The following is a 19,002-nucleotide window of genomic DNA, read 5'->3' as shown; positions in this document are numbered from 1 at the left end:
CGGTTTCAAATTAGGAGAATTTCCCTTCGACAAAACCGCCACGATTACATCCAAAGATACTCATTAAGGAAGTTTAAAGTGTCAACAGCCACTAAAAAAAGGGGCTGTTTTTTTATGGTCCCTGACACCATGAAAACAAGAATCGTCATTTCTCGGGAAATACCGGCAAATACCGTTTGCTTTTTCAAAATGGAGTCGGTTTTTATCGAGAAAAATTGATTTCCCCTCTTTCATGTATGCGATATCATTTTAACTACTACTATTTTTTGGAGGTTATTGGTATGCCGCTTTTGCATATGAAGGAAATTTTCACTCCTCTAAAACTAATCGGAATTAAAGTGTTTCGCTGTACAGAGGGGAAAACCTATATTAAGGTCTGGAACCAGCCGCGAAAACGTCTATTTTCCTAAAAGGGACTGAAAGTTTTTTTGCCATTGTTAAACTTATATTTTTTCAAAAAGCCCAGCGTCTGAAGAAGCTGGGCTTTTTCAACATGTTCCACGTATTTTGTGACTGAACCTGATTGGAAACATACAAATAAGGAAAATACGAAATGGAGGAGATGAAAAATGAAGCTTTATTTAGACCCAGGCCACGGCGGCACGGACTCTGGCGCACAGGGAAATGGACTAAACGAAAAAGATATTACATTAAAAATCGCACAGAAAATCCAGGGGATTTTAACAAATAAATATGAAAATATCACAGTGAAGCTGAGCCGAACTAGCGATATTTCCAAATCTTTAAGTCAGCGGACAAACGAAGCAAATGCGTGGGGGGCTGACTATTACATGTCCATCCACATTAATGCGGCTGACAGTGCTGCTGCACAAGGCTACGAGGACTATATCTTTAGCGGTCCCTCAGACACTTCGAGATCTGCAACTTATCAAACTATCATTCATCAGGAAGTGATGAAAGTTAATGGTTTAGCCGACCGGGGACAAAAAAAGGCCAATTTTCATGTATTGCGTGAATCGTCTATGAATGCGCTCCTATCGGAGAATGGGTTTATCACCAATACACACGACGCAGCCCTCATGAAACAGGCATCATGGCTGGAAAAAGTCGCACAGGGCCATGTAAATGGGCTCGCCAAAGCCTTCAATCTAAAACTAAAATCGACCCCGGCCCCAGTACCATCTAAACCTAGTAATCCTGTTCCTGGAACCCTTTTTAAAGTGATTGCCAGTTCTTTCAAATTAAAGAAAAATGCCGACGAGCGCGTCGCATTCCTGCACGGAAAGGGCATAGAATCATTTGTTAAAACCACCATCATCTCCGGTGAAACCTGGTACCGCGTACAAGCTGGGGCGTTTTCGACCCGGGAAAATGCCGAAGTCCGCTTAGCTGAAGTCAAAAAGGCAGGAATAAAAGATGCCTTTATTGTTGCTGAAAACGATCTCGCAAGTGCAGGAAACGCCGCAGGCGGAAATCCCCCACCTCCCAAAATCGGGAACGACTCTGGAAACGACGAACCACCAAAAAGGGGGAATGACGGAAGTGATGTACCAGCAAATAGCGGGAACGACGGAAACAATAGCACTCCTCCCCCAAAAAACACACCCGATCTTACTATTTTTGGTTCAACCTACCTATCTCCTGAACAAATGAACCAATTTGTTAAAAAGTTTAATCCGAGTGCCCCCGAATTGGGAAGCTTTTATCAAAAATTCGGAGCAGCTTACGGAATTAGAGGAGACGTCGCCATCGCTCAAGCAATCCTTGAGACCAACTATTTCCGCTTTACCGGGGATGTCGGTCCTGAGCAAAACAATTTTGCCGGAATCGGGGCAACAGGTTCAGGGAAACGAGGAGCCAGCTTTGAAACACAAGAAACAGGAGTACTCGCCCAGTTTCAGCATTTGTATGCCTACGCATCGACGAAAGCACTGCCTGGCCAATATCCATTGGTTGACCCACGGTTTCATCTAGTGGACAGGGGCTCTGCACCAACCTGGACCTCCTTGGACGGCCATTGGGCCGCTCCCGGTAACAATTACGGGCAATCCATTTTAAATCTGTTCGAAAAAATGATCGATTCAGCTTAGGTAATCCAACATTTGTCAAATGGTGTCAGGCACCATTTATGCAAATTCTGAATAAAAATACAATAACAAAAGCCGTAATCGTTCATGATTCGGCTTTTTGCTTTTCACTTGTTAATGTTGATCACTAAACGCTAGAAATTTAACTTAATAGGAGGCACCTTTTAGTAACGAGTACATATAGTACATTACTGAAAACGCCCAGGAGGTGAATCTAGTGATTATTCATGTCATTAGTAGAGGCGATACATTGTGGCAGCTTGCAAGTCGTTATAATGTGAATTTGAATTCCATTGTTCAGCTCAATGAATTACCAAACGCCAATCAGTTAGTCGTCGGACAATCGTTAGTCATTCCTAAGCCCGGTACATCTCACGTCATCAAATACGGGGAAACACTTTGGTCAATCGCACAGCAATATGGGGTGACAATCAATGCGATTATCCAGGCAAACCAATTAACAAACCCGAACCTTTTATATCCCGGCACCTCCCTTTTTATTCCTGCCATTACACATGTGGTTCAATCCGGAGAAACCTTAGCGCAAATTGCCAGCCGGTACGGCACAACGGTTCAAGCCATCAGCAGTGAAAATCAAATTGCGAACCCTAATCTGATCTCCATCGGCATGCAATTGGTTATTCCGCGGAAAAAGCCAATCATTGAAGTCAATGCCTATACGTATCAATCAGATGAAGCAGGAGCCCAAACTGTTAATGAACTGGGCCAGTTGTTAACTTATTTCAGTCCATTTGCCTATAAGATTTTGGAAGATGGTTCATTAAGTCCGATTAAAGATACTTTAATGATTGCTTCTGCCCGGGCTAAAAAAGCTGTACCGATGATGTCGCTGACTAACTTTACAGCTACTCATGCCGGATCAAACGAGGCTCATGTCATTTTATCAAGCCCGGACATCAGAGAAAAAATCATCACAAATATTGTTCAAGTGATGGATAGCAAAGGGTATAAAGGGATAAATATTGATTTCGAAAATGTACTGCCAGGTGACCGTGAATTATATAATCAGTTTCTCCAGCAAGTGGTTAATGCCTTACACCCGAAAGGATATTTTGTCTCAACTGCCCTTGCCCCAAAAACAAGTGCGACCCAATCTGGTCTGTTATATGAAGCCCACGATTATGCGGCACATGGACGAATTGCCGATTTTGTCGTGTTAATGACCTATGAATGGGGATACAGGCTTGGACCGCCGCAAGCCATCTCACCGATTACCGAGATGAGAAAAGTAGTCGAATATGCCCTTACCGTTATGCCAGCTCAGAAAATATTTTTAGGCTTCCAAATTTATGCCAGGGATTGGCTTCTCCCCCACGTTAAAGGGCAGGAAGCCGAGACGTTTAGCCCACAGGAAGCGGTTAGACGGGCTGTAAAATACGGTGCTGCCATCCAGTATGATCCAACAACGCAATCACCATTTTTCCGCTACACAGATGAGCAAGGCCTGGGTCACGAAGTATGGTTTGAAGATGCACGGAGCGCCCAAGCAAAGTTCGATCTGGTCAAACAATTTAATCTTCGCGGTGTCAGCTACTGGGCGTTAGGCTATCCTTACCCGCAGAACTGGGCATTGTTGAAGGATAATTTTACGATCAAAAAATTAAGTTGAAAAAATTAAGCCGGATTCATCTCGAATCCGGCCTTTTTCAAACCACCAAAGACCATTCCTGGTCCGGCACAAATTATAAATTCTCCTCAAACCAGTTCACAATGTAATCCAGCCGGCTTTTGCGCAGGCTTGGCTTCCCGCTTCTGGAAAGCTCGTGGTTTTCTTCAGGGAAGCGGACCAATTTGGTTTTCTGGCCTAAGCGTTTTAAGGCAATAAACAATTGCTCTGCCTGCTCGATTGGACAGCGGTAATCCTTCTCACTATGAAGAATTAGTAATGGTGTCTCCACCTTTTCCACGTAAGCAAGCGGCGAATGCTTCCAAAGCGTTTGAATATCACGGAAGTCCGCTTTGATTTGCCACTCTGTGAAATAATAGCCGATATCACTGACACCGTAAAAGCTGATCCAGTTTGAAATGGAACGCTGTGTCACTGCCGCCTTAAAGCGGTTTGTATGACCGACAATCCAGTTCGTCATGAAGCCGCCGTAGCTTCCCCCAGTCACACCGAGGCGATTTTCATCAATGAAGTCATACTGCTCCAACGCAGAATCGACAGCGAGCATTAAATCCTGGTAGTCGCCGCCGCCATAATCACCGCGTACCGCATTGACAAATTCCTGCCCATACCCGTGGCTGCCTTGCGGATTCACATACAATACTGCGTAGCCTTTGGCCGCCAATAGTTGAAACTCATTCATATATGTATTTCCATACATCGCATGCGGACCGCCGTGAATCTCAAGGACTAACGGGTATTTTTTTCCTTCTTCAAAGCCAAGCGGCTTCATCATCCAGCCATAAACTTTCCGGTCATCTGCTCCTGAAAATTCCACCGGCTCCGGTTTCGACAGCACAACATCTTGTAAAAACGATCCATTTACATCGGTCAACTTTTCAAGTGAAGACGGTTCGCCGCTTAAAGATAGCAGATACAGATCGCTGATTGCTGTCGGCTTGCTTAACGCGATTACCGCTTTTTGCGTTGCGCTATGTATCGACATGCCATAAACATGCCCGCCGTCCGTATAAACCGGCTGAATCCCGCCGCTGTTCACATCACCGAAATAAATATTTGTATTGCCTTGTTCCGAGCCAATAAAATAAAATCCCTTGCTGTCATTCGACCACAATAACCCCGGAGACACCGCTCCCTGCTGGAAATCGCCGACCATAAAATCACCCACTGGCACATCCCAATTACTCGTCAAACAATCTAATTTTTTCGAATGGATTTCGAATAGCCAGACCTTTGGATGGGTTGCATTTTCAAACTCCCGCTGATGTCCAAACATGCCTAGATAATTCCCTTCCGGTGACCAAGATACACTGTCAAAATAGCCGGCCCCATTTGTCACGGGAATGAATTCCTGCTGTGCGATATCCAACAGATACACATCATGAATAAATGATAAATCCGTTTCTTCCGTAAAATCAGCGCCAACCGCGAGGTATTTTCCGTCCGGCGACCAGCAATAGAGACTTACATGATAAGCGCCATCAGTGAGCTGCGTTAAGTCGCCGCTTTTCACATCTACCAGCGCGACCTGTTTGTAATCCCCCTGCCAAAATCCCCCGTCATCCGATTTATATTTCATCTTCGTCACTTCAAGCGGCACGGTCTTTTTCACTTCTTTTTCTTCTTCGTCAAAAATCGTTTTATCCGTTTTGAGCGAAGTGTTGAACGCAAGCTTTGTTCCATCCGGTGACCAAACAGGGTTGCTTGCCCCGCTTGCAAGAAACGTTAATTGCCGCGCTTCCCCGCCATTTACATTTAATAAATAAAGTTGATTTTTCCCGCTCCGATTGGATACAAACGCAATATGCGTTCCATCCGGCGACCAGCACGGCGAGTGATTCCGTCCTTTACCATACGTCCATTGAACTGCTTCGCTTTCATCCTCAAGTGTTTGAAAAAATAGATGTGCCTGATATTCATCCGTTTCCTCGTCAATCGTCGTTTGCACATAAACGTAGGACTTCCCGTCAGGGGCCAACTGTGGGTTCGCCACCGATTTTAACTGATATAAATCCTCCGACTGAATTCCTCTTGTTTCTGCCATCCCTATTGCCTCCCATTCTTAAATGTCGCACAGTATTTATTTCGACAATAGAAATAATTTTTCCTGCCAGCCCCTTTCCTATTTATTGTTCCCAAACAAAAAGACCGGTTTCAAGAAGAAACCGTCCTTTTTATATCACTATTAAATTGAAGGTGTTTGAATATTCTTCATATGGAGAGAAAATATAGTTGAAGGGTGCTTTACACTAAGTAGAAGGTTGCCCAAAAACAAACACTCCCATTTGACAAAAATCGTCGAAATCTAAGAAGTGGCAGGGACGAGGTTAAACTTGAAGATGCCTTTTAAATTTTGCTAATTCTCTTTCATTTTTGGCTGCATTTTCCCAGATATGATCCTGGTCTGCCTGCATATCAGCAAGAGTATTTTTTATATCTGTTGTTTCTCCTTTTACGCTTGAAATATCTTCCCTTATGAAGTGTATTTCCTGATCCATACTTTGCAGTTTTTCGTTCATGTTTCCCACCATTGAAATTATACTCGCTAACATTTCTTCCATTCTGTCCATTTGATTCCTTTCCACTTTCAAATCCCTCCTTTCTTTACTTCATTATACTAGTTTATGCAAAAATTAACCATCGTTATTAGGACAAACTTCGACAGAGACGGGAGGACAGGAACCTTGACATTTTTAGTATTTAAAAGACACAGGGAACCTGTCCCTGTGTCTCATAATAGCATCATTGCAATTATGCATTAGAACGGTTGCTTCTTTCTTGGAAACGAAGTACCCATTCGCTGCTATAAAGTTCTAGCTCCGTTGATGGCAATGAAAAAGGGACAAAATAGCCTGTCCCCTTGTCCTATTAGTGTGCTTATTTTAAGCTAGCAAGTTGTTTTTCTACTTCGTCTTGAAGTTCAACGGAAATGACTGGTGATGGTGTGTAAAAATGCTGACTGGCTTGTGCTTCTGCTTCAAGCTTGTACACGTATTCTTGTGCTTTTGCTATTCCCTTTGAAGCACCTTTGAATTGAAAGGCTGCCATCATTTCCTGTCCTTGTTTGATTGCCATAGCTGCATGAACTTTTGACTCTAACTCTAATTTCTTGAATTGGAATTCCTGATAATGTGCTTTTAGTTTTTCAATTTGTTCAATAAGTTTCGCTGTGTTAGCTTTCGTAATCGCAGCTTGGTCTTGAAGCATTTGAACTTTAGCTTCCTCGGTGATTTTTTCTTGCAAGGCGATTTTAGCAATCGAATCATCACCTTTTGAAACGGCTAGCTCCGCCTGGCGGGCGCGCTTGGCAACATTTTCTTCCCCCGCAGCGATTAATATTTCATACCTTTTTTCTAAATAAAATTGATGGGCTAATGCTTTCTTTGCCTCGGCAACCTGCCCGTCCATTTCCCGTAAATGGTGTTGAAGCATGGTCATTGGGTTTTCACACTTATCCAAAACTTCGTGAAGATCTGCCGTTATCAAATTTTTAATTCTTTTAAATAAGTTCATCTTATTTCTCCTCCATTTTCATTTTACGTTCCCATTCATCCAAAAGCTGAGCGTTTAGCGAGCTATCAGGAAAATGAGAAAGTGGTTCTGATACTATGTTTTGTTTGCCTGAACGAACCTTTTTTACTAACCAGTAAATGAGTATACCTATGAGCACAAACGGAAGGATTGGAAGAATTCCTACTAGTATTAATAGATTTCCCATAAGCCTCTTCCCTTTCACTCTTCGCAAGTACCAACCAAGCAGCAACGCAAACAGTGCACCTAATCCTACTAAGTATTTACCAGCTTCGGGACCGTGATGTTCATGTAAGCCATGGCGATGTCCCATCATTTCGTCACCATGCCCCTCGTATTTCGAACCATGCTGCATTGCAGCCCGTCCACCGTCTTCTCGCTCATGAAACGACTTCATATTGAAATTGCCAGCAATATCCCGTCCTTTCTGAATCGTATCCCTCATGACTCCTTCCGCCTGTTTTGGCATTGAGAGGTTATCTAGATGCCGCCTTCCATCCATGCCGGTAAAAAGGATTGCAAGTGAGATCAGAGCAACTAGCCCAATCCCTAGCAGAAACCACTTCCGGCTTTTTTTCTTCTTTTTCTCTTTCACTTCATCATCCCTTTCCTGTTGATAGTTGGATTATAAAAAAGAATAGAGAAAAGAGAGTGAAAAATAGAACCAACTCTATCATTTTTTAAAAAGATTTTTTCATAAATCCGTCGTCTACCTGTCGTCTTGAAAACCCAACAAAATTTATCAATGTTTAAATCACTGAATTATGATATTTGCAATAAACTGTCGGTTATTGTCGAACGTATTTTATATATCTTTATTTCCTAAAGTTGTAAATTCGAATTAAGGGGATGGGGGGAGAAAAAATGATTGATAAAAATAAGGATGGCCTGCAAACTTTTAATAGCTTTATATTAGTGCTTATACTATGTATTTTGGTAGCAATTTTTGTTGAGATAGTTCATTTAACAAAGATGCTTCATGATTTTATATACTCGGCCGAAACTTTTTTTTCCTACATTAAACAAAATGGTCGTTAGTCCCCTAATATTGGAGGGAAAATATGAAAAAGATTTTAGTGGTATTTTATTGGGCTTTATTTTTGGCGTTTGGTTTTAGTCTTGCAACCTCTGCTAATGCGCAGTCACCAACTTATTATGTAAATGATAATGGGATTAATATGACTGAGGTTGAGTATAACAATTTATTATCTCAAGGGTTTGAGCCACTAGACATTCAAATCATGAACGAAGAAGCTTTTAACTTGAATAAGGATATTAAAGCTACCGAAGTCTCAATAGTTACCAAATATGTAAAAACAACAACTACTACATCTGATCTGAATACACTAGGTGTTTTAGAGAATAAGCCTGCGCTTAAGTCTGTTTCTATTGAACTTACTAAGGAAGAGATGGATATTGAAGTAGCAAAGGAAAAAGAAAGACAAGCTCAGAAAAAATCTGGTTTCACAACGTTAGGAACTGAAACTGGTACTTCACTGTTACCGTCAACTTCCGTTCCTGGTATTCCTTTCACTCTTTTCTTAAATCTTCTCTGGATAGCATTATGGCTTGTGCCTCATCAAAACTAGCTGCATTTCCTAGTGTTACTTCATCTTGCTAGTAATAAGAATATGCTTAAAACAGCCCTTCTTCGTTTCCTAACAAATCGATTAGAATCCGTTCCTTCCATCCGTTCCCTTGTCTTAACATTGAAATAATTTTCGGAAAGTATATACTTTTCATTTTCTTGATGCCCTTTCTTTTCCATTGGGAGTATAGGATAAGTTATCCATACCCAAATGAATCTATAATTTCCCAAGACCACAAAAAAACTGCCACTTATCCAGTGGCAGTTTTCTTTAGTAAAAGTGGAATTCGGACGATAAATTCACTGCCTTTTCCGAATTCACTTTCAACTGTTATTGAGCCTTCATGTGAGGTGACAATCCAATGGGCAATGGAAAGACCCAGCCCGACACCGCCTAATTGACGGGAACGATGCTTATCAGCTCGAAAAAACCGGTCGAAAATCTTCTGCTGATCTTCCGGCTGAATGCCTAAACCTGTATCTTTTACCCGAAGGAGCCAATGTTTGTCTTGAATCGCTACTGTGACCGATACCTGTCCATTCGCAGGTGTATATTTGATCGCGTTATCCAATAAAATGTAAAACAACTGCCTTAGCTTTTCAATATCGCCAACAACCTGCAAGACATGCGGAATATTCGCAGTTACTTGAATGTCCTTCTGTTTAGAGACAGGCTGTATTGAACGGATGAGCTGCATAGCTATTGGCGCAAGATCGAATGTCGTCATATTCATATTTGCCACACCAGAATCAACGCGTGCCAGTGTTAATAGATCACCCACAAGCTTCGTCATCCGCTTCAGTTCATCTTTCATATCCTCCATTACTTGCCGGGAATAATCTGAAAGATGATTTTCTTCCTCTAAATCTAACACTTCAAGAGAGGAATAAAGCACGCTTAATGGCGTTCGCAGTTCATGTGAGGCATCAGCGACAAATTCCCGTTGACGTTTGAACGATAGGCGGACCGGAACCATGGCCTTTTTTGCCATTTTGTGGCTGATCCCCAAAGCAACTAGAAAAAAGGATAAAATCAGTCCTAACAGAATCCATAACAAAATTTGTAACAGCCTATGGTGTAAAGTTTGGTCAATCCCCACGTAAACAATCTTCGTTATTTGGTTTCCTTTATAAATTGGCTGCCCGGCAAGCAGGATATGAATCGTGTGCCTTTTAAAATGCTCATCATGGGCATGCCTTTCACCTCGATCAGGAGGGGGGAAGACGGTAATTTCCCTCGATAGTGTTTCTCCCTCCCTCGGGCCCCAGCTGCGGATGCTATCGGTAATCGATTGACTAGGAGAAATCCGGCTATTTTCTGCCAGCACGTCACCTGAGGAATTGAGGATGGAATAATAAAAAAGTTCTTCATTACCGGACATTAACAGATCTTCCCGCGGATTATCCGATTTAGTTTGCAGTTCTTCTTGATAGTAGACCGTTTGATGAATCAAATTCTGTAATGTCTGCTGTTCCTGATAGGCCATTGCGGTATATAAAAGCAAATAGACAATCGCAGCGAACAGACAAAGGAAGATCATCAGCAATCCACTATTATAGAGTGTTAAACGCTTTTGCGTCCGGTTCAAAACATCCCCGCCAAAAATGCTTTCAACGATTTTGCGTAATTTATCCTTCAAGTTTATACCCTACCCCGCGGATACTATGAATGATATCCACGTCCAGTTTTTTTCGTAAAAGCTTCACCGTTGCATCGACAATTTTATAAGAAACATCGGCATCATATCCCCAAATGCGATCGAGAATAATTTCCCTTGTCAGCACTTGCCCTTTGTTTTGCAGCAGCAAATCAAGCAATTGAAACTCCTTTGGAGACAGCTGAATCTCATTTCCAGAGACCGCTAAGTTCCGGCTTGTCCGGTTCAATGTAAACTGGCCAAATGAAACGGATTCCTCCTGAATGGGAGCAAAATTACGGCGTGACAGTGAACGAAGACGGGCTAATAGTTCATCGATTTCAAACGGCTTCACCAGATAATCATCCGCCCCCGCATCAAGCCCTTCGACCCTGTCCTGGACTGCATCCTTTGCGGTTAGCATTAATATCGGGCCGCCATATCCTTCTGATCGGAGCTCGCGGCAAACGGAAATACCATCCTTTACAGGCATCATCCAATCTAGAATAACCACATCATAATGGGAAGCGAGCGCGTAATCATACGCATCCTCGCCTTGCTCAACCCAATCGACACGGTAGCCGCCCTTTTTTATAAGCATGTGTGAAATCAGCTTTCCAAGCCGGGTATCGTCTTCAGCTAGTAAAATATTCAAATACCTTCCCCCTCTGCAATTTGCTTTCGAGAAGACATCCTCTCAGCTAACTCAAAAATGCCCCATGCCGCCAGTGTCACTATAGCCGGTAAAATAAAGGAGTTCCCTGCATGAATAAGAAGGGCAATCAGGGATGCGTTACTAACCCAAAAGTGGACTTTCCTCGTGTATTTGTTCTTTATTCGTCTGATTAAAAATCCATATATGCCAACGGTTAATAGAAGGAGAAATGCTGCAATACCGTTCAGAACGCCCTTGCCTGTTAGCTTTTCCGTAATCAGATAATAGGCGCCATGCGCGGTACCTAGAATTAAAATACCATAGCCAATTACATTATGCACACGGAATAAAAGCTTGGAAAACTTTTTAATAAACGGGGGAGGAAGTTTTTAATTTTTTCTTAAATCGGACCCAGGAATACGTAATGGCTCCGCCGATAATTGCAACCGTGCCAAACCAGTTGAAAATTCCCCGAAACGAACTCTGGCCCTTTGGATGGAATCCGCCTTCTGGATGGTGTCCATGGCCGCCAGTTGGTGTTAGATAAAATTCATACGCGATTAATGCCACACAAAAAAACAAAACGATTATTGCAGGAATATAAACCTTCCACTTTCTCATCATAGTCAACTCCATTACCTTTAATAAAACCATCATAAATAAAAAAAGTGAAAAGAAAGTGAAAATGGGACAAGGAGGAGCCCTTGTCCCTTACTGACCTCTTAGTTCTAATTGCTTCATTGCCTCTTCTTTATTAATTTTAGGCTCTATGTCACCTAAATAAAGAAGTGTACCAAACATTTTCTCTCTATCACCCAATGTAACTGTCTTGTTTGCGTATGGAAAAAGCGGGCTGCTTTGAGAGGATTCAATATGATTGAACAGTCCTACTGCATGAAGCAGCTCATGAAGAATCACTGCATTTCGATACTCTCTTGTGATTTCCTTATCTGTGCCAATTAGGACGAATGATTCCTTCGTTCCATATACAGCATTGGATATTGCTTCCATTTCAACACCCCAGACATCATCACGATCGACATCATAAATGTCAAAGTTTTTAGTAGGGGTAAATACCATTTTGATCAATCGCTCAAATTCCGGATTATACTTACTCTCTTGAATTTCCATTTTATAAGGGAAAAAGGTTTTCAGTTCTTTAATAGCCTTTTCAATCATCTTAACATCGTCTTTGTTGTAGTCCCCACTCAAATGGATGGCCACATTCCCGGTAAATTTTGAAATGCTCGGTACATCATTTTTAAAATAATAGTCCACAAATTCTTTAATTGCTTTTTCTGAATATATCCGCTCATCAATAGAAAACGAGATTTCTCTCATTGCTGTTAATCCGTTGGGCTTTGTGGCTGTAATCGTTAATGTATTTTCACCAGGCTGTTGAATTGGCTGATCCATGGAGATCTCTTTCCCATTTAATGCAGCTTTATATGTGACATCTGCCACCTTATCAAGGGTAAACATCGCCTGTTTGAAATACACCGGTTTAATCCTTTCCTTTATGCGCGGTTCAGCCGGGGGCTTATCATCCACGTCAAATGAATAGGAAACCTTCTTCTTTTTCCAAAGAAACGTTGACTCCCCTTTAAGTATGTAACTTCCATTCTCTTTTACCGAATAATTTGGATTTATTTCGTTTCCATTTAGAGTAACACGGGTGGTCGCAAAACTTTTCTCCCAATGAATGACCGGATGGGCAGCATAAACTTTCCCATTTTCAATTCCGCTGAGTTTAAGAGGAGGCTCAATAAAAATAGTAAACACAAATAATAGCGAAAATAACCCCAGTAAAAACACACTCAAAAAAAGCAAAAACAGCCTTCTTTTCATTCAAGCATTCACCTCATAATGGGACGCGGGGACAAAGGCACCGCGTCCCAAGTAATTAATAAAACTGGGACAAGGAGAACATGTCCCTATCTCCTCGAATATAATTCCCGGCTCTTGTATCCCTGACCCAAGATTAGTTTCATTTCTTCTCGTCGTTTTTCTTTGGTCGCTTCTTGTTTAGCACTGTACACATAACGAGCCCAATCTTTCTGGTACCCGGGAGTGAGTGAATAGTAGAAAGCAAGTAAATCTGGAGTATCTCGCAAATCTTTTTCTACATCTGGAATCATGGCTATATAATCATCTACACATTGACTTGCTTTTGTAGATACTTGATTTTTGCCTCGAGAATCTTCTTTTAGACCGACAATCGTAAAGACTGTATCTAATCCTACCATTCGCGAAAATTTGATAGTACTTGAACCAAGATAACCTTCTTCATCAGCACCCATGCCATCTAATAATTCATCGCGATGAATAAACGTTGAGTAAACTTTATTCCCCTTTTTTGGATAAGCTAAATAAAGATAGCCGTTTTTATTTAGATACTCCTTTTGGATTACCTTATTTACAAGTTCTTTTAATGACTCCATATCAAGCACAAAAGCAAAAATAAGATCATATTTACTGTCTGCAAGCTCTGTATCATAATCTGATAACTCTGCTAAATAATCCGCACCATCTGGTAAATTCAATACTGCAATTTTTTTATACTTTTGTAAGTTTAGTTTTTCCACTACTGTTTTAGCCATTGGTATCCACCTTACCTATATATTTTCTTTCTTAGTGTACGAATTCTTGTTGGAGTTAACAACCTTTTGAATTTAGAAAATTCACAGATTTATACTCTGATTCTATTAAAGGACAAAAGGTTTTGAAACTGTCCAAAATTACCTGCTCCAAGACACCAATGAACATAAGAAAGCTCAATTGCCCTGGTCATAGGAGGAGGATTTCCGGCTAATGTATATAGAGGAAGCTTAAGAAGCAGATATAAGCGGAGATATTCCGATTAACTGCTCTAAATATGATAAAATCCAACGATTTAGATAATATAAACGGAAAAACTTCCTTTATTTTTAAGGAAATATGGATATTTTTCAATTTAAACGGAATTTTACCGTTTATTTTTCAAACACTGTGAAATCAACATTCAGTTATAACAGAGCCATATTTTAAAAAAGGGACATGGAAGCATGTCCCTTTTTCCCTTTAATGATCTGTGTTTTCGCTAATATTATAGTATATCTTTCTTTTTTCATCGTATTTGAGTTCTTCGCCATTTGCCATCGACGGTAGGTTAGTTTCATCCATCCCCAAATAAACATTGAATTTTTTTCCAGATAACAATTGAATTTCACCCTTAGTCGAAGGAGTATGATGATCTAAACTCATTGAAAAAACAACTCTTGAACCGACTAGGTTCCAAGTATAAGTACCATTTTTGTCTACATTAATGTTAGCAGTTGCTATTGAATCACCTAGATTAGGGTTTATAAAAATAATAAATTGTTCACCACCAACTTGAATTTCATCAATGATATCATCTTTGGTAATTCCCTCTTCTTGTAGCCCATATTCAACAGCGCTTTTATACGTTAAAAATGTTTTATTTGTTTCAATTGTATTATTTGTTTGACAACCTACTAGAATAATGACTATTAAAAATAGTAAATAAAATTTTTTCAATTCAATTCCCCTCGATACAAATGGCTATAAATTTTAAATTTTCAGACCCCTTAAAAATAACACTTTTTTCCTATGAATTAAACATTTTTTTTGATAATATTGGTGAAAAATTATATGTGGCTCATGTTACCGCTTAAAATTCCGAAAAATCCTAAAAGGTGCCTGACACCATTATCCTTCGAGAGCGTGCGGTGGGACGTGGGGACATTCTCACCATTTTCTAAATTACTTATAGCAATTGTAAATAAATTCCGACTTAAGAGTGATAATAATGAGTAAGGAGTGATTAAAATGAGTCCGACAAAAAATAATAAGCCCTTCATAGAATTAACGGCAAATGAAGTATCTAACCTTTGGTCTTCCTATTTAAAGAGCAGTATGGAACAAAGACTTTTCGAATATTTTTTTGCAAGCACAGAAGATAGCGCAATAAAACAAGTGATAGAAAAGATGTTAAATCAAGCTAAAAAGAGCATTCATGAGCTCACGGAGATTTTTATCAAAGACAATCTTACTATTCCTCATGGTTTTACGGAAGAAGACGTAAGGATTGACGCACTCAAAGTATTTTCCGATACCTTTATTTTGTATTTTTGTTTTGATCTAACACACCTTTCGATGAGTACATATCCAGTTGCAATATCTGATTGCTCCAGAAACGATGTGCGAGGCCATTTCCAAGAAAACATTGCATTTTCTGTAAAAATCCAAAATGAAATCGTAGACCTAATGGTGGCAAAAGGAGTATATTTGAAACACCCACAAGTAGCGATAGATAGCGGGATAGAATTTGCTGATACCATGCTATATCTCAATGGTTTTTTTGGTGGTTCAAGACCTCTAAATGTTGCTGAAATTGCTAATCTATCTAGAATTATTCATAGAGCACAGTTTTCAAAAATGATTTTTGTCACTTTTAGTAAATTAGCGAAAACAAAAGAATTAAAAAAACATTTGAGTAAAGGTAGAGATGGAATCGAAAAAGTATTAGATTCACTTCAAGAAGTTCTTGAAAAAGAAAATATCCCGATATCAGCATCTGGGGAGAATTTATTTTCCGATGTAGAGATGTCGCCATTCTCCGATAAGTTAATGTTATTTTTTGTGAATACTTGCCTGGGAATTTTCTGTTTTGCCATGATAAGTCAGTCTATGACTTCCAGTTTAAGAACGGATATCGTTTCTAAATTAGGCAAAATATCAGACGATATGAAGAAGTATTATGGATTAGGTTTACTTTTAGCCATAAAAGAAAAATGGTTTGAACAACCTCCTCAAGCAGTAGATAGAAAAGTTTAGTTAGAGATAGTACCTTATATAAATAAACAAAACTCAAAACCGGCATCACATTTAGTTCGGTTTACACAAAAAAGCAGCTATACATTCAAGCTGCTTTTTTAAAAGGGCAGATTTAATTATTTCATCATTTGTTTAACCAATTCTCTATTACGATTTTTAAAAACTTCATTATGTGAAGAAACCATGGCAATCTTATCTGCATCTGGCTGGATCAAATGTTTTGCTTTGTTGACCGCATTTGCAGCATCCTGGAAGGCCCCGGCAATTAGATTTAGTTTCCCTTCATGCTTAAGGATATCTCCGGCAGCATAAAGCCCCTCTATTGAAGATTCACTTGTTGCATTCCCTTCGATATAATAGTTCTCTGCTATCTTAATATCCAATCGACTGTTTTCAAGTAAGGTCATATCTTGCTCATACCCGTGATTAATTAGTACTTCATCAATAGCCACATACGACTTTTCTTTCGTTTCATGGTTTGTAAGTTCGACATGTTCAATACATTCATGATCTGCACTAGCCATTAGCTTTGTAATCGAGGTATGGAAGTGACATTCAACAGAACTATTCAGTAATTGCGTTACTTGGGATTCATGCCCCTTCAAGGCATCTTTTCGATAGATTACATACACTTTTTTAGCAATCGGCTCTAATTCATTAGCCCAGTCGATCGCAGTATTGCCGCCACCTGAAATTATCACCGTTTTATCTTTAAACTGTTTAAACGATTTCACCGTGTAATGTAAATTAGCCACTTCGAACCTCTCAGCACCTTCGATTTCCAGCTTTTGCGGATTTAAGATCCCACTGCCAACGGCGATAATCACTGTTTTAGAATAATGTTTTTGACCTGATGCTGTATGTAAGATAAAAATTCCTGCTTCGTTCCGTTCGATTGATTTCACTTTTTCATTCAAAACTACGGTTGGTTGAAACGTTAACCCCTGCTCTACTAATTGTTCCATCAGTTTGGCTCCAAGAACAGGTGTCAGTCCGCCAACATCCCAAATCATTTTCTCAGGATAAACATGGATTTTTCCACCTAACTGTGGCTGGAACTCGATAAGTTTTGTTTTCATTTCTCGTAAACCGCTATAGAACGCTGAGTAAAGACCTGCTGGGCCCCCGCCAATTATGGTTACATCATACAATACCGTCTGCTCCATCATGATCTGCTCCCTTAATCACAAAACGCGATTGATTATCATTCTCAATTAAATATACACTGTTTTTCGGATATTGGCAATAAAAGAAATGGTTGACAATAAATAAAAAGCCATTTATATTTATTTCGAGAATGATAATCATTATCATTCATTTAAAACAAGTGGAGGTTCAGAATGGTTCGTCTATTTACAGATGAGTTGAACGTCGGCTATAGCGATCGTTTAATCGTCAAGGATCTAAGTGTACATATTCCTGATAAAAAAATTACGGCCATTATTGGCTCGAACGGATGTGGTAAATCAACACTGTTGAAAGCGATGACAAGAATTATTTCCCATCAAACCGGCTCGATTATCTTAGATGGTGAAAATATCACAAAAGAAAATACAAAGGTCCTAGCTAAAAAAATGGCGATTCTCCCCCAATCGCCTGAGAGTACTAGTGGGCTAACCGTCGGGGAACTGGTCTCTTTTGGCCGCTTCCCTTATCAATCTAGCTTTGGTCGTTTAACAAAAAAGGATTATGAAGTCATCGATTGGGCACTTGAGGTGACAAGAACGAAGGAATTCAAGTTTCGTCCCGTGGATGCACTCTCTGGGGGCCAACGGCAGCGTGTGTGGATTGCTATGGCTCTTGCACAGGAGACCGATATCATCTTCCTTGATGAGCCAACCACCTATTTAGATATGGCACATCAATTAGAAGTGCTAGAATTGCTGCAAAAATTAAATAGGGAACAGGAACGAACCATCGTCATGGTCCTTCATGATTTAAATCAAGCAGCCCGTTTCGCTGACTATATTGTCGCTTTAAAAGAAGGCGAAATTGTCAAAGCGGGGAATTGTGAAGATGTGATTAATCATCATGTCCTAAGAACAGTATTTCAAATTGATACAGAAATCGGTCGTGACCCGCGGACGAACAAACCAATGTGTGTAACTTACAATTTATTAAAAGGAGATTCATAAATGAAAAAGCTATTTATTCCATTGTTATTAGTACTCAGCCTCATCATCAGTGGTTGTACCAATGGGGCAGCCGAAAAGTCAAACAGCACCGCTAATGGGGATAAGAAAGATGAAACCATTACCTATCAATCTGAAAATGGCCCGGTTAAAGTTCCAGCTCATCCAAAGCGAGTGGTCGTCCTTGCTTCGTTTGCAGGTAACGTAATGGCTTTAGGCGTGAATCTTGTTGGCGTCGATTCATGGTCTAAAATGAATCCTCGTTTCCAAGACAAGTTAAAGAATGTGGAAGAAGTCTCTGACGAAAACGTGGAGAAAATCATTGAATTAAATCCCGATCTAATTATTGGGCTCGATAATGTTAAGAACATCGATAAGCTAAAGCAAATTGCACCAACTGTCGTGTTTACCTATGGAAAAGTAGACTATTTAACGCAACACTTAGAAATTGGAAAACTATTAAATAAAGAAAAGGAAGCACAGTCCTGGGTCGATGACTTCAAACAACGGGCAGAAAAGGCTGGAAATGAAATACAAGCGAAAATCGGAGCAGACGCCACTGTGTCTGTTATTGAAAACTTTGACAAACAGCTATATGTGTATAGCGATCACTGGGGCCGCGGTACCGAAATCCTTTATCAAGAAATGAAATTAAAAATGCCTGATAAGGTAAAAGAAATGGTTGAAAAAGACGGATACTATGCATTGTCCTTAGAGGTCTTACCAGAGTTTGCGGGAGATTATGTGATATTAAGTAAAAATAGCGAGACGGATAATTCATTCCAAGAGACGGATACGTATAAAAACATGGCAGCTGTGAAGAACAAGCACCTATTTGAAGCAAATGCAAAGGAATTCTATTTTAATGATCCACTTACATTAGATTACCAGCTTGCATTCTTTAAGCAACACTTTCTTGGTAACTAG

The 19,002-nt window shown here is 40.1% G+C and carries 20 protein-coding genes; 7 read left to right on the top strand and 13 right to left on the bottom strand.

Translation table 11 applies throughout. The features are described 5' to 3' along the window. The 3 genes from BANVL01_RS28050 to BANVL01_RS15535 form a co-directional block, all read left to right on the top strand. The coding region (locus BANVL01_RS28050; protein ID WP_218010667.1) for a hypothetical protein at nucleotides 1-219 on the top strand (219 nt) is incomplete at its 5' end. Between the two features lie 350 nt (nucleotides 220-569). Then, nucleotides 570-2,051 carry an N-acetylmuramoyl-L-alanine amidase gene (locus BANVL01_RS15540; RefSeq protein ID WP_066092163.1) on the top strand — a complete coding sequence of 494 codons (1,482 nt, stop codon included), beginning with the start codon at nucleotides 570-572 and terminating at the stop codon, nucleotides 2,049-2,051. A 214-nt stretch (nucleotides 2,052-2,265) separates the two neighbouring features. After that, a complete protein-coding gene (locus BANVL01_RS15535) occupies nucleotides 2,266-3,678 on the top strand; it encodes a glycoside hydrolase family 18 protein (protein WP_066092166.1) in 1,413 nt (470 codons plus the stop codon). Nucleotides 3,679-3,751: 73 nt separating this feature from the next. Here the strand turns inward: BANVL01_RS15535 and BANVL01_RS15530 are convergent, their stop codons facing one another. The 4 genes from BANVL01_RS15530 to BANVL01_RS15515 form a co-directional block, all read right to left on the bottom strand. Next, the gene (locus BANVL01_RS15530; protein WP_066092168.1) at nucleotides 3,752-5,740 is read right to left on the bottom strand and encodes a S9 family peptidase; all 1,989 of its coding nucleotides are present in this window, start codon (nucleotides 5,738-5,740) and stop codon (nucleotides 3,752-3,754) included. Between the two features lie 283 nt (nucleotides 5,741-6,023). Further along, the gene (locus tag BANVL01_RS15525; RefSeq protein ID WP_169803186.1) at nucleotides 6,024-6,257 is read right to left on the bottom strand and encodes a hypothetical protein; all 234 of its coding nucleotides are present in this window, start codon (nucleotides 6,255-6,257) and stop codon (nucleotides 6,024-6,026) included. 316 nt (nucleotides 6,258-6,573) lie between these two features. Next, nucleotides 6,574-7,209: a PspA/IM30 family protein gene (locus tag BANVL01_RS15520; protein WP_066092175.1), complete on the bottom strand. Its 636-nt coding sequence runs from the start codon at nucleotides 7,207-7,209 to the stop codon at nucleotides 6,574-6,576. Between the two features lies 1 nt (nucleotide 7,210). After that, nucleotides 7,211-7,822: a hypothetical protein gene (locus BANVL01_RS15515; protein ID WP_066092178.1), complete on the bottom strand. Its 612-nt coding sequence runs from the start codon at nucleotides 7,820-7,822 to the stop codon at nucleotides 7,211-7,213. A gap of 466 nt (nucleotides 7,823-8,288) precedes the next feature. Here BANVL01_RS15515 and BANVL01_RS15510 point away from each other — a divergent pair, with 466 nt between their 5' ends. Beyond that, a complete protein-coding gene (locus BANVL01_RS15510) occupies nucleotides 8,289-8,816 on the top strand; it encodes a hypothetical protein (RefSeq protein ID WP_066092182.1) in 528 nt (175 codons plus the stop codon). Nucleotides 8,817-9,066: 250 nt separating this feature from the next. On the opposite strand, the gene BANVL01_RS15505 is transcribed toward BANVL01_RS15510, so the two are convergent. The 7 genes from BANVL01_RS15505 to BANVL01_RS15475 form a co-directional block, all read right to left on the bottom strand. Further along, on the bottom strand, nucleotides 9,067-10,455 hold the full coding sequence (locus BANVL01_RS15505; protein ID WP_066092185.1) for a sensor histidine kinase: 1,389 nt from the start codon (nucleotides 10,453-10,455) through the stop codon (nucleotides 9,067-9,069). Next, nucleotides 10,445-11,107: a response regulator transcription factor gene (locus BANVL01_RS15500; RefSeq protein WP_066147951.1), complete on the bottom strand. Its 663-nt coding sequence runs from the start codon at nucleotides 11,105-11,107 to the stop codon at nucleotides 10,445-10,447. Before BANVL01_RS15500 ends, BANVL01_RS15505 begins: the two co-directional genes overlap by 11 nt. Then, on the bottom strand, nucleotides 11,104-11,448 hold the full coding sequence (locus tag BANVL01_RS15495) for a hypothetical protein (protein ID WP_066092186.1): 345 nt from the start codon (nucleotides 11,446-11,448) through the stop codon (nucleotides 11,104-11,106). The genes BANVL01_RS15500 and BANVL01_RS15495 overlap by 4 nt, the downstream gene beginning before the upstream one ends. Before the next feature lie 25 nt (nucleotides 11,449-11,473). Then, a complete protein-coding gene (locus BANVL01_RS15490; RefSeq protein WP_066092189.1) occupies nucleotides 11,474-11,728 on the bottom strand; it encodes a hypothetical protein in 255 nt (84 codons plus the stop codon). A gap of 90 nt (nucleotides 11,729-11,818) precedes the next feature. Beyond that, complete coding sequence (locus tag BANVL01_RS15485; protein ID WP_066092192.1) at nucleotides 11,819-12,955, bottom strand: hypothetical protein; 1,137 nt, start codon at nucleotides 12,953-12,955, stop codon at nucleotides 11,819-11,821. A gap of 86 nt (nucleotides 12,956-13,041) precedes the next feature. Next, nucleotides 13,042-13,707 (bottom strand): YdeI/OmpD-associated family protein, encoded by a 666-nt coding sequence (locus BANVL01_RS15480; RefSeq protein ID WP_066092197.1) that lies wholly within the window; start codon nucleotides 13,705-13,707, stop codon nucleotides 13,042-13,044. A gap of 460 nt (nucleotides 13,708-14,167) precedes the next feature. Continuing rightward, complete coding sequence (locus BANVL01_RS15475; protein WP_066092203.1) at nucleotides 14,168-14,644, bottom strand: hypothetical protein; 477 nt, start codon at nucleotides 14,642-14,644, stop codon at nucleotides 14,168-14,170. Nucleotides 14,645-14,935: 291 nt separating this feature from the next. Between BANVL01_RS15475 and BANVL01_RS15470 the strand changes: the two genes are divergently transcribed. After that, entirely contained in the window at nucleotides 14,936-15,943 is a 1,008-nt protein-coding gene (locus BANVL01_RS15470) for a DUF3231 family protein (protein ID WP_066092206.1), read from the top strand. Between the two features lie 116 nt (nucleotides 15,944-16,059). Here the strand turns inward: BANVL01_RS15470 and BANVL01_RS15465 are convergent, their stop codons facing one another. Both BANVL01_RS15465 and BANVL01_RS27820 read right to left on the bottom strand, forming a co-directional pair. Next, nucleotides 16,060-17,109, bottom strand: coding sequence for an NAD(P)/FAD-dependent oxidoreductase (locus tag BANVL01_RS15465; protein WP_066096949.1), 1,050 nt, complete (start codon nucleotides 17,107-17,109; stop codon nucleotides 16,060-16,062). Continuing rightward, nucleotides 17,087-17,257, bottom strand: coding sequence for a hypothetical protein (locus tag BANVL01_RS27820; protein WP_169803185.1), 171 nt, complete (start codon nucleotides 17,255-17,257; stop codon nucleotides 17,087-17,089). The genes BANVL01_RS15465 and BANVL01_RS27820 overlap by 23 nt, the downstream gene beginning before the upstream one ends. A 26-nt stretch (nucleotides 17,258-17,283) precedes the next feature. Between BANVL01_RS27820 and BANVL01_RS15460 the strand changes: the two genes are divergently transcribed. Together BANVL01_RS15460 and BANVL01_RS15455 are read left to right on the top strand one after the other, a co-directional pair. Beyond that, nucleotides 17,284-18,078 carry an ABC transporter ATP-binding protein gene (locus tag BANVL01_RS15460; protein WP_066092209.1) on the top strand — a complete coding sequence of 265 codons (795 nt, stop codon included), beginning with the start codon at nucleotides 17,284-17,286 and terminating at the stop codon, nucleotides 18,076-18,078. Further along, nucleotides 18,079-19,002 carry an iron-hydroxamate ABC transporter substrate-binding protein gene (locus BANVL01_RS15455; RefSeq protein WP_066092210.1) on the top strand — a complete coding sequence of 308 codons (924 nt, stop codon included), beginning with the start codon at nucleotides 18,079-18,081 and terminating at the stop codon, nucleotides 19,000-19,002.

The organism is Neobacillus novalis NBRC 102450, assembly GCF_001591805.1.
GTDB classification, from domain to species: Bacteria; Bacillota; Bacilli; order Bacillales; family Cytobacillaceae; genus Neobacillus; species Neobacillus novalis.
This window is presented reverse-complemented; position numbering and strand designations above follow the sequence as displayed.